Source organism: Mesorhizobium sp. M1A.F.Ca.IN.022.07.1.1 (genome assembly GCF_003997575.1).
In the GTDB taxonomy this organism is placed as follows: Bacteria; Pseudomonadota; Alphaproteobacteria; order Rhizobiales; family Rhizobiaceae; genus Mesorhizobium.
On sequence record NZ_RZST01000216.1, the window covers coordinates 1 to 10,355 of the forward strand.

14 protein-coding genes and 1 pseudogene are annotated in these 10,355 nt (G+C 61.7%); 4 read left to right on the forward strand and 11 right to left on the reverse strand.

Annotation, left to right across the window (positions count from 1 at the left end):
- Positions 1 to 199, forward strand: a pseudogene (locus tag EOA75_RS21670) (DNA ligase D); the annotation flags it as partial.
- A gap of 288 nt (positions 200 to 487) precedes the next feature.
- On the opposite strand, the gene EOA75_RS35630 reads toward EOA75_RS21670, so the two are convergent.
- The gene (locus EOA75_RS35630) at positions 488 to 610 is read right to left on the reverse strand and encodes a hypothetical protein (RefSeq protein WP_259979811.1); all 123 of its coding nucleotides are present in this window, start codon (positions 608 to 610) and stop codon (positions 488 to 490) included.
- Between the two features lie 44 nt (positions 611 to 654).
- Entirely contained in the window at positions 655 to 843 is a 189-nt protein-coding gene (locus tag EOA75_RS21675) for a DUF3606 domain-containing protein (RefSeq protein WP_095778947.1), read from the reverse strand.
- 212 nt (positions 844 to 1,055) lie between these two features.
- On the opposite strand from EOA75_RS21675, the gene EOA75_RS21680 reads away from it, so the two are divergent.
- A complete protein-coding gene (locus tag EOA75_RS21680) occupies positions 1,056 to 1,565 on the forward strand; it encodes a DUF892 family protein (RefSeq protein WP_095801496.1) in 510 nt (169 codons plus the stop codon).
- A 51-nt stretch (positions 1,566 to 1,616) separates the two neighbouring features.
- Here EOA75_RS21680 and EOA75_RS21685 read toward each other — a convergent pair whose 3' ends face one another.
- The 5 genes from EOA75_RS21685 to EOA75_RS21700 all read right to left on the reverse strand — a co-directional run bounded on the left by EOA75_RS21685 (position 1,617) and on the right by EOA75_RS21700 (position 3,466).
- On the reverse strand, positions 1,617 to 1,904 hold the full coding sequence (locus EOA75_RS21685; RefSeq protein WP_067321896.1) for a DUF982 domain-containing protein: 288 nt from the start codon (positions 1,902 to 1,904) through the stop codon (positions 1,617 to 1,619).
- Positions 1,905 to 1,926: 22 nt separating this feature from the next.
- Positions 1,927 to 2,226, reverse strand: coding sequence for a DUF982 domain-containing protein (locus EOA75_RS21690; protein ID WP_067321894.1), 300 nt, complete (start codon positions 2,224 to 2,226; stop codon positions 1,927 to 1,929).
- Between the two features lie 342 nt (positions 2,227 to 2,568).
- Entirely contained in the window at positions 2,569 to 2,874 is a 306-nt protein-coding gene (locus tag EOA75_RS21695) for a hypothetical protein (protein WP_066992982.1), read from the reverse strand.
- A gap of 118 nt (positions 2,875 to 2,992) precedes the next feature.
- A complete protein-coding gene (locus tag EOA75_RS34155) occupies positions 2,993 to 3,154 on the reverse strand; it encodes a hypothetical protein (protein ID WP_164747487.1) in 162 nt (53 codons plus the stop codon).
- An 81-nt stretch (positions 3,155 to 3,235) separates the two neighbouring features.
- Positions 3,236 to 3,466: a hypothetical protein gene (locus tag EOA75_RS21700; protein ID WP_067321889.1), complete on the reverse strand. Its 231-nt coding sequence runs from the start codon at positions 3,464 to 3,466 to the stop codon at positions 3,236 to 3,238.
- A gap of 326 nt (positions 3,467 to 3,792) precedes the next feature.
- Here EOA75_RS21700 and EOA75_RS21705 point away from each other — a divergent pair, with 326 nt between their 5' ends.
- Positions 3,793 to 4,125 (forward strand): hypothetical protein, encoded by a 333-nt coding sequence (locus EOA75_RS21705; RefSeq protein WP_127215351.1) that lies wholly within the window; start codon positions 3,793 to 3,795, stop codon positions 4,123 to 4,125.
- Between the two features lie 54 nt (positions 4,126 to 4,179).
- Here EOA75_RS21705 and EOA75_RS21710 read toward each other — a convergent pair whose 3' ends face one another.
- A complete protein-coding gene (locus tag EOA75_RS21710) occupies positions 4,180 to 4,365 on the reverse strand; it encodes a hypothetical protein (protein ID WP_066992988.1) in 186 nt (61 codons plus the stop codon).
- A gap of 268 nt (positions 4,366 to 4,633) precedes the next feature.
- The gene (locus EOA75_RS21715) at positions 4,634 to 6,169 is read right to left on the reverse strand and encodes an FAD-dependent oxidoreductase (RefSeq protein WP_127325124.1); all 1,536 of its coding nucleotides are present in this window, start codon (positions 6,167 to 6,169) and stop codon (positions 4,634 to 4,636) included.
- A gap of 478 nt (positions 6,170 to 6,647) precedes the next feature.
- Here EOA75_RS21715 and EOA75_RS21720 point away from each other — a divergent pair, with 478 nt between their 5' ends.
- Positions 6,648 to 8,597 (forward strand): GGDEF domain-containing phosphodiesterase, encoded by a 1,950-nt coding sequence (locus EOA75_RS21720; RefSeq protein WP_245466700.1) that lies wholly within the window; start codon positions 6,648 to 6,650, stop codon positions 8,595 to 8,597.
- 72 nt (positions 8,598 to 8,669) lie between these two features.
- Here the strand turns inward: EOA75_RS21720 and EOA75_RS21725 are convergent, their stop codons facing one another.
- Positions 8,670 to 9,485 (reverse strand): oxidoreductase, encoded by an 816-nt coding sequence (locus EOA75_RS21725; protein WP_127216762.1) that lies wholly within the window; start codon positions 9,483 to 9,485, stop codon positions 8,670 to 8,672.
- A gap of 54 nt (positions 9,486 to 9,539) precedes the next feature.
- Positions 9,540 to 10,355: beta-ketoacyl synthase N-terminal-like domain-containing protein (locus tag EOA75_RS21730; protein WP_281058546.1), on the reverse strand; the 816-nt coding region annotated here is incomplete at its 5' end.

The window sequence follows — 10,355 nt, forward strand, 5'->3', positions numbered from 1 at the left end:
GGCCCGCAAGGGCCGCATCTTCATCGATTATCTGCGCAACGGACGCGGCAACACGGCCGCCGGCGCTTTTTCGCCGCGGGCCCGCGCCGGCTTCCCCATCGCGCATCCCGTTACTTGGGTGCAGGTAGAGCGGCGTATCCGGCCGGATGCGTTTACCATGGACCATCCGTTCAGGGCGGCTCAGCGAAATGCGGCGTAGCGGGCGAGGCCCGTGAAGATCATCTCGAATCTGCGTTCTTAGGCATAGGCGATTGAATTTTCGGGCGGAACCAGTTTCCAAGAACGCAAATTGCTGGCATGATCATATAAGGGCCTATGCATATTTTGATTCGATGGCCCCTGTTCCTGGTAACCGACGGCTCCCCATCGCCCCCCGCCCATGCCGTCGGTTGCCTCATTTCGAAATCCCAAATTAAGGACGCAGCCCTGACCGGTCGAGCAGGGCTGTGGTACGCCGCAAGGTCTTTGGCCTTGTGGCCGACGGCAATCACGAGCCGAACCAAAATAGCGCCAGAAGGGCCACAAAGATTGCGGCCGCGGCGACGGTGCCCCACATGAAGACCCTGCTGGTGCCACGCTGCTCCTCCTCGCGGGATAGGTTGTTAGCCATGTCAAGTCTCCTTCGCAGTATCTCCGCACAAGTGCGAACGCCCGTCAGCGGCTCGCCACCGCCCTTGCTTCGCGCTCCAGCGTCGCACGATCGTTTCCGTGCTTTTTGATGAGGTCGCGAGCCTCGGGGATTGTCAGCTGGAATTTCCTCGCGAAGTGGGCGACCTCATATTCCTCATCGCCTGACACGCGGCCGCGGTCGCGGAAATCGCGCTTGGTCGTGTCGTCTGCCATGGTTGTTCCTCCTGGATAGGTACAAAACCGCCTCCCTTTGGGAATGTTCCAGCCTCTGGGAGTTTGGTATGCGGACGTGGCTTCCGTCCTGTCAGCGACGCTTTTCGAGGAGCCGCGGGCCTGCTGCTCGTCATGCCCACTCCCGTCACTCTCGCCACGGAACAATCCGCAGTCCTTGTGGTTCGGGCGCACCCAAACAGGAGGAACAAACTATGTCTGAATCACGCGAATGGCTGATCCAGTGGCTGAGGGATGCTCACGCAATGGAAGAGCAAGCCGAGACGATGCTGTCCGGCCAGCTGGGCCGGCTCGAGAGCTATCCGGAACTCAGCGAACGCATCCGCGCTCACCTCGCCGAGACCAAGGAGCAGGCGAGACGATTGAAGTCTTGCCTGGATGGCCTGGAAGAAGGTTCGTCAACACTGAAGGACGCAGGCGGAAAACTGACCGCAATGGCGCAGTCGATCAGCGGCGTGTTCGCCGGCGACGAGGTGATGAAAGGCTCTCTGGCCAGCTACACCTTCGAGCATATGGAGATCGCTTCCTATACGATCCTCATGGCTGCCGCTGAAGCCGTGGGTGAAGCCGAGATTGCTCGGGTCTGTGAGCAGAACCTGCGCGAAGAAGAAGCGATGGCCGAGTGGCTGAAGGCCAATCTTCCGCAGGTCACCGAGACATTCCTCGCCCGGGCCGATGCCGACAGCGACAGCGCCAAGCGCTAGTTCGCGTCCTACAGGTGAAACGAGGCGGCGTTGGCCGCCGCCTCGGTCCCATCAAGCGTGCTTCGGCTGGGCTGCCTTTCCAGTTGGGAGCGGAACTGCTCCCTCCTCGATGAGGATGTCCTTCCGGCGGGCAAAGGCAACGAAGACGCCTCTCGCCGTTTCTGCGTCGATTTCGCCGGCCAAGGCGGCCTTGCAGGCACGCATCGCCGCCTTCTGCTCAGGGCTGTTGCCACACCAGTCGGCGACGAACTGATAGGCGTCTACGACAGTGTTCAGCTGACGCGGAAATCCCAGTCCGACCCAGACGCGGATCGGCTTTTCGAACGGTTTTGCAAGCATCGTGACTGCCTCCTTTTTGCGGCTACGCAGTCACGCCGCTGCCTGGGCCCTTGCCGGTCATCCAAGGCAAAGTGACACTCACGTCCTCGTGGATTTTGACCGACTTTGCGAAGCCGCAGAACGCGTCTCTGGCCGCCGTTAGCGGATAGTCGCTGTCGAATGCTCGCTGACAGGCACGCAGGGCGGTCTCGTAGATGGTGCCGCGTCTGTTCTTGGGCCATTCGTAGAGAAATTCCAGGGCGTCATCGAGGCACGCGATTTCCTGGATGAGGCTGTTCCCGCTCTTCACGAAAACAGGGCTGTCAAACATCCGATCGTTCATAAGATCCTCCAAGTCGAACGAACAATTTGAGTTCTGAGACGGGCCGGAACCTTCAACGATCCTGGCCTGGCTGCGATATGGGTTTGCGGTTTTTGGCCGTCAAGATGAGGGCGCGTGCGGGAGCGTTCGGCTCGATGGGAACCTTCCGCGGGTCTTGCTGTTCGGTACGCAGCGGCGGGGCGAACCTTTGCTCCGAAATGAGGGCCGCCATCCGTGAGCGAGTCATGTGGCCGCTCTTGCGAAAACCCGCCCGCGCTCCTCCCCGGGCGGGTTTTTGCCGGAGCAATTCTAGAAAGCGTGACTCGGGTTTCCGTCCGGAACTGCCGGCAGGCACAGTCTTCCTTACGCCGGCCGCTGAACCACCGGTGGCTTTCGCGCGGGAGGCTTGCTGGTGGTCACCAGCCTGACCTTGTCGATGTCCACTGTAACCGGTACGCCGAGCTTCACTGTCACCCGGTCCCCATTGACGCGCGTTACATCTCCGACGAGCTCGATCGGCTGGCCTCTCTTCACGGTCGACGTGCGGTCGATGATCGAATGCGGCTGCTCATAGGAGGGAATCGACACGCTGACGCGGTCCTCCGTCACCCGCCGGCGAACCGTTGCGGTGATGGCGACCTCGTCTCCGACCTTGATGCCTCTTGCCATAGACGCAAGACTGGTGCGGTCGGCGGATTCGTCAAGCGATCGCTAATCTATCTTTGCGCACTTTCCAGCGCGTGCCTTGGCACGCGTGCAAGAAAACCGGATCTCGCTCGTCAACAGGCTACTTCCTGAGCGGCAGTGCCTTCGCCTCGCGAACGAGCGAACCCCAATTCAAGCCTAGGAAAGAAACAAGTTCCAAAGCCTGCGCTTCGGTAATGCCGATCTCCCGGACAAGCCGTTGAACAACAGCTTCCTGTGACTGACTGTCAGATGTGAGCGCCATGGGAAGTCCCCTATGGCGGCGCAACGTTCAAGTCAGAAATTAGTTCCCGCCAATTACGGGCTTGGCTGCACCGGCGGTCCGTTATTGGCTGGAAGCGAGCTTCTGGATACGCCCTTTGTCCAGACGGAACACCCCCTCGGTGCCGCCCTGGCGCTCGAAGTCGGTCTGGAGTTCGTCCCACGTACCCAGATATTTGCCGCATTCGGCACAATGGATTTGGGTAATGGGTTGAGCATCGATGGGGATCTGCAACCGGATCACACCGCAATACGGGCATTCCAATTTGTGATCCAGATACCTACCGGCGATCATCGCCCACCATCTCGCAATCGGCAGGTCTGCGCAAGCCGCCGATTCTTGTGCATGCCGCCAGGAGGCACAAGCGATTCTGGGGCAACGAGACGCAGCAACCAACGACTAAAAGCGCTTCGCCACGCCCTCCGACATCGCGCGCCCGCCTGTCTGTATCTTATGCAGAACGCGTTCATGACCGGCGAGACCATCCAAAACGATGGCTGGTGTGAGCGGGCGAGGCAGACGGCTGCCGTGCCGGGCCTTCGCGATGCAATGGCATTTTCGGCGCAACGCTAATATACATGACGCCCGAATGAGCAGCGCCTCCGCACACGAGGAATGCCATGCGAAGGGTCATCTTCACAGCCATGTGCATTGCCGCCGCAACAGGCGCCAATGCGCATGATTGGTACGAAGACAAGATTGACCCGGTAACGAGATTCAAGTGCTGCGGCAGTCAAGATTGCCGCGCCATCCCTCAGTCTTCGGTGCGGTCCAGAGCCGACGGCGGCTATACCTATTTGCCCGACGGTTTCAACATCCCGCGAGATCGGGTTCAGGAATCGCCGGACGGCCAATATCATATCTGCGAAAACAACTACGTGATAACCAATCAGCCCTATTTGCGCTGCTTCTTCGCGCCGCGGCTCAAGGTTTCTCGGCTGGTCGCACGCTGAGGGGATGGCCGTTTTTCGGAAAGGTCCATCGACCGGCTCAAGCGGCGGCGTGAACTAGACGCCCGAGTGCCTCGCCCTGATGATTCTGGCTTCCCGCAACAGCGCAGGACGATCGCGTCCAACCGCTTTTATCAGCCTCCTGGCTTGCGCGTCCGAAATGCCTGTTTTCTGTTTCAGCAAAATGACGAGCTGCTTGTCGTCGATCCGGTTATGGGAACTGCTTTCGCCGGGTTCGGTCATTGTTGGATCCTCCTCCGACCGAACGGAAAGAAGCCCTGAAAGGTTTCATCGCATTGTTGCTTTTCGTAGGCGATTGGTACCGCCGATCGCATGGCGGCAAATCAGCCTTCGCCAGGCCGTCTGGAACGGCAAAACGGCCTTTGGTCCTCAACTGCATCACATTTGCAGCGGTCGGCCGTTCCGGTCGGATGTCGGATTTGAGCGCATTGCAGACCGACGCCGGCCGCCTCCGTGCGTGCGCTGCTCTAAGCGGCCTCCGCATGCTTCATCAGGTAGCGCTCTGGCGTTCCATCTCCAATTCGGCCTTCAGGCTTTCGATGTCGCGAAAAATCGAGGCGACCGCCAGTGTGCGTCCCTTGCGCTTGAAACGCAGGAGGCAATCTTTGGCGGCGATGTCGCCTTCCACCGCGATCTCGTCCCATCGCTCCGCATGTCCAACGTAGTTGATCGGGACGTCATAATGCTGGCTCCAGAAGAACGGCACGGCAGTGTATTTCTCGCGCTGTCCGAGCATGTTCAGAGCTGCCGTCTGTCCGTGCCTTTCTGCGACCACCCAGTGCTCGACCCTGATGTTTTCGCCGGAGTGGGCATCGGGCCATCGCGCAATGTCGCCTGCCGCGAAAATGCCCGGCGCGCTCGTCTCCAGAAAGGCGTCCACCATGATGCCGCGGTCGAGCCTGAGCCCAGCCTTTTCGGCAAGCCCGAGCCGCGGCCGCACGCCGATGCCAGCGACGATGAGATCCGCGGTCAGCGTAAGGCCGCTGCTCAGTTGCACGTTCGTGCCGTCGATGGCGGTCGCGGTGTCCTTGAGATGAAAGACGACGCCATTTTGCTCGTGGAGGCTGCGGATGAAGTCGCCCATCTGCGGCCCGAGGACCCGCTCCATCGGCCGTTCGTCGGGCGCGACGACATGAATTTCGATGTTCCGCGCACGCAGGGACGCGGCAACCTCGAGGCCGATGAAACTGGCGCCCAGCACGATCGCGCTGCGGGCCGTCTCGGCTTCCTCGATAATCGTGCTGCAGTCGGAGAGCGAGCGCAGCGTATGGACCTGTGGCTGATCGGCGCCCGGGATCGTGAGGCGGACCGGTTCGGCTCCCGTAGCAAGCAGCAAACGGTCGTAGGCAGTTCGGTTCCCGTCTGCGTGCACGACCTCGCCGGACCGGACATCGATGTCGGCGACGCTGGTCTTGAGGCGCAGATCAATGCCGTTCTTGGCATAGAAGCTTTCCCCGCGCAGCGGAACCCAATCCGACGGCGCCTTGCCGGCGAGGTAGTCCTTGGAAAGGTTGGGGCGATCGACGGGCGGCGCCTCGTCGTCGCTGAGCATGACGATGCTGCCCTGATGGCCTTCGCGCCGTAGTCTTTCGGCGGCTGCGAAACCAGCCGCGCCGCCTCCGACGATCACGATTCTGCCGGCAAACTGGCCAGCTCCTCCGCTGCTGGGCTTTTGAGCCACTCGCTTGCGCTTCTCGCCCACGAATATGCGATCGCCCCGCTGTTCCACCGACCAGCAGGCGAGTGGACTGAACGCAGGCGCACGCACGGCTTCGCCGGTGCGCAAATCGAAGCAGGCGTGGTGCCACGGACATCGAACGGTATCCTCCACGACAAGACCGTCCACCAGCGGCCCGCCATAATGCGTGCACGCCGCTCCGATTGCGAAGACCTCTGTCCCGCGGCGCACCAACAGCACCTGTTCATCGCCACAGTGACCGACCAGCTTTGCGCCATCGGCAAGGTCGGATAGCGCGATGCCTTGGGCCAGATCCGGTCCGCTCGATTTAGAGTGGTCTTGAGCCATCTTTCTTTCTCCCTGCGCTGTTCGATTGGAGTCCGACCGAGCCAGACTGACTCCCGACGCTGGTTTGGGCAAATCAACGATCGCCTGGCCTGCTTTGCGCCAGTCGATGGGCAAAATTCGAGGCCTGTCACGACATCGACACCCATCCTTTGGTGACCGTAGCGGCCGACGAATGATCTGATGGAGTTTCGTCAGATCGGTTTCCAAACGGACCCAAAGATTTTCGCAAACTCCCGCCACACCGGGGTAGATCGAAGCGCAGAGGCAGCGTGGGGACCGTCCGTTCGGCTGGAGTTGTGGACAGCCTCGACCCCGATGGGGAGGCGGGCCGGACCGTCGCGCTCGCCTATCCATGACTGATGCGCCGTAAGTCGCTGAAATCCTTAACGCGATTTTCATTCCGCTCGTTTAGCCACTAGGCATGAGAGATTCCGACCAGCCTGGCCCAGGTTCAGCCCTTCAGGGGCAAAGCGAAGCGGTGGAAGCGGGAATTCTGCGGGACCAGTTCGCTGACCTGAAGAAGGGCCTTTTCATCTCGATGCCCATCGGCACCGTTCTCTCGGCCCTGATCCTGGCCGTGCAGATGCTCTCGGGCGGTGGCCCGGCGGCGGCGCTGTGGTTTGTGGCGGTCACCATCATCAACGGCGCCCGCATAGGACTGGCCCTCACCCAGCCGGAAATTGCCTTTAATGGGCCCGATGGCCGGTCGAGGCCGGTCGATGCGCAGCTTTCCGTTTACGGGCTGTTGGCCCTGGCATCGGGCATCGCCTGGTCTTTTCTGGCCGTGCTGTCGGATGGATACACCACTCCCCAGGCGCCGCTCTATCTGATCGTGCTCGCCGGCCTGTCGGCCGGTTCGGTCACCTATGGTGCGTCATACGCGCCGGCTTCGATCAACTTCTTGACATTGCCGCTTCTGATCGCCGCAGGATGCGTGTTGGCGAAAGGCAATATCGAGAACTACGTCCTCGGCCTCACGGTCCTGCTTTTTCTTGGAGGCATGATCAGAAGCTCGCTGCTCGGGCAGACCCGCTTCAAGGAGACGAGCCGCCTCAAATACGAGGCGAGGGCGTTCGCAGCCCGGATGGAACGAAACTCCAGGTGCGATCCGCTGACGAACTTGCTCAACAGGCACGGGCTCGAGCACGCAATCGGCGAGATGGGTTTTTCCGACGGTCCGTTCGTGACCATGCTGATCGATCTCGACGGCTTCAAATCCGTCAACGACACCTATGGTCACAATATCGGCGACGACCTGCTGGTCCGGGTCGCGCGCAGGATAGAGAACCACGCGCCGCCGGGGGCAACGATCGCGCGCATCGGCGGCGACGAGTTCGTGCTGCTCTTTCCCGCCGCAAGCTCGCAGCACTCGATAGACGAGCTTGCGTCCTTGATCATCGCGGCCATCGCCAATCCGGATCCGGCATTGAAATCGGTGCGTGTCGGCGCCTCGATCGGTATATACGTATCGGAGACACCGCGACTGACGGAGATGCTGCTGCGCGCCGACTTCGCGCTTTACGCGGCCAAGCGCAGCGGCAGGAACGAATACTGCCTCTTCGATGCCGAGCTCGATCAGGGGCTCGAACGCAAGCACTGCATCGAGCGCGACCTGCGCGCAGCCATCGAGAGAGGCACGCTTTGCTCATGGTTCCAGCCCATCGTGCGGCTGGACGCGCAAGCGGTCGCCGGCTTCGAAGCGCTGCTGCGGTGGCAGCATCCGGTTCACGGCGCCATTCCCCCGCCGGAGATCGTGACAGCGGCACGCGAAACCGGTCTGCTTTCCTTGCTGACGGAGAAGGTCTTTCTCAATTGCTGCTCCATGATCGAGGAACTGGCGAGGAAAGGGCGCCAGGATGTGCGCGTTGCGATGAATCTGTCGCCGCGTGAACTCGAGGCAGGCAATGTCGACGATATGATGCTGGACATCCTGAAGACGAGGAATGTCCCCGCGGCCATGCTCGAGATAGAGATTACCGAAGAGGCGCCCGTGGATCGCGCCCGGGTCGACGAAAAGCTGGAACGCCTGGCGGACGCGGGCATATCGATCGTGCTGGACGATTTCGGCACCGGCTTTTCGACCCTGGTTTCGCTGAAGGACAGTCGGATCCGCAAGATCAAGATCGACAAGGACTTCGTTCGCGATCTGGCCAAATCCGTGGAAGATCAGGCGCTGGTCAAGGCCGTCATCGATCTCGGACGAACGCTTGGCATAGAGGTCATGGCGGAGGGGGTCGAGACGGACGCCGATCGCCTGATCCTGCGCTCGCTCGATTGCATGATCGGGCAGGGCTTCCTCTTCTCGGCAGCGCTTCCCATGCACGATGCGCTGGCCTTCGAGCCGAGGCATTTCGACACCTCTGCCGCTGCAAATGCCGCCTGTGATCCCGGGCAACTCCCGTCGCGCCGAACCGGCAGCGCCGCCTAAGGGGGTGGGCGGCTGCGGCTGCCCAACTCCTGTGTCAGAGAGCCTCGAAGGACCCTGTCGGCGACTTGGATATCAGGCCGGCAGGCCGTTTTGCTTTCGCAGGCTCTTGTCGAAGGCGGATTCGGGAACGAAACGGCGCAGCAAGCTGATCTGGCGAGCCATTTTTCCGGCAGCATAGCGCCTCCGCGGAACGGAGGCGGTCGCCGCTTGCAAGACCGTCTTGGCCACGATCTCGGGCGCATCGCCTGTCTCGATGGCTTTCCGCAGAACCACATCCATGCCGGCGCGCGCGGTGCCATAGATGTCCAGCAACTGATCGGGCCTTGCGAGATTTTCTTCAAACGACGTGCGGGTGTAGGCGGGCTCGACCAGCACCACGCGAATTCCGAACGAGCGCAGTTCATGGTCCAGCGATTCTGAATAGCCTTCGATCGCATGCTTGGTCGACGCATAGAGAGCGGAATAGGGAGCCGGAATCAGGCCCAGCACGGAACTCAAATTCACGATTCTGCCGCTCCGTTGGCGTCGCATTGTCGGCAGCACCGCGTTGGTCATCCGGATGACACCAAAGACATTGACATCAAACAGCGCCTGAGCCTGCGCAGTCGAGGATTCCTCCGCGCCGCCGAGCAGGCCGATGCCGGCATTGTTGACGAGCAGGTCTATGCGTCCGGTTTCGGCCAGCACCTCTTCGACCAGCTTCGATACGGACGCGTCGTCGGTCACGTCGCCGGTCAGCATGGTAACGCCGTCGGACTGTTCGGAGATCGCGCGACGGCTGGTTCCGAACACGCGAAAGCCCGCGTTCCGGAGGGCTGCGGCTGTTGCGCGCCCGATGCCCGAGGATGCCCCTGTGACGAGGGCGACGCCAGGATTGGTCTTGGTCATGAGATCACTTTCTTGCGGCTGGAATGGGGAAATCGGAAGGCGGAAGCAAATGCGTCAGCCAGGAGCGGCTCGACCGTTCGCGCCGTGCCCGTCCCAGCGCCGGAACAGCGCGCTGGCGTTCACACCTCCGAAGCCAAAACCATTGGAGATCGCGTAGTCCATTTCCATTGGCCGGGCTTGGTTCGCGACGAAGTCAATCCCGTCGCCGGCCGGATCGGGCGCGCCCAGATTGAGGGTTGGCGGCGCCACCTGGTCCCTGAGCGCCAATATCGTGAAGATCGCGCCGAGCCCGCCGGCGGCGCCGAGCAGGTGTCCGGTCGCCGACTTGGTCCCGCTGACGGCGATCGAGAAATCCGCGCCGAACACCCTTTTGATCGCTTCGATTTCTCCCAGATCGCCCACCGGCGTGGAGGTCGCATGCGCATTGAGGTGGCGGATCTCGCGTGGCGAGATGCCGGCCTGGGCAATCGCGATCTCCATGGCGCGTCGCGCGCCATCGCCGTCCTCGGGGCCGGAAGTGACATGATGGGCATCCGCCGTGGTGCCGTAGCCGACGACCTCGGCGAGCGGTTTCGCGCCGCGAGCCAGCGCATGGCTCAATTCCTCGATGACCAGGATGCCGGCGCCTTCGCCCATGACGAACCCGTCCCGCGACAGGTCGAACGGACGAGAGGCCTGATCGGGACGGTGATTGAAGGAGGTCGAAAGCGAGCGTGCCGCTGCGAAGCCGCCCAAGCTGACGGTGTTCATGCATGCCTCGGTGCCGCCGCACAAAGCGACATCGGCCTCATTGGCGCGGATGATGCGAGCCGCATCGCCGATCGCCTGGATGCCGGCGGCGCATGCGGTTACCGGTGCGCCGATGTGGCC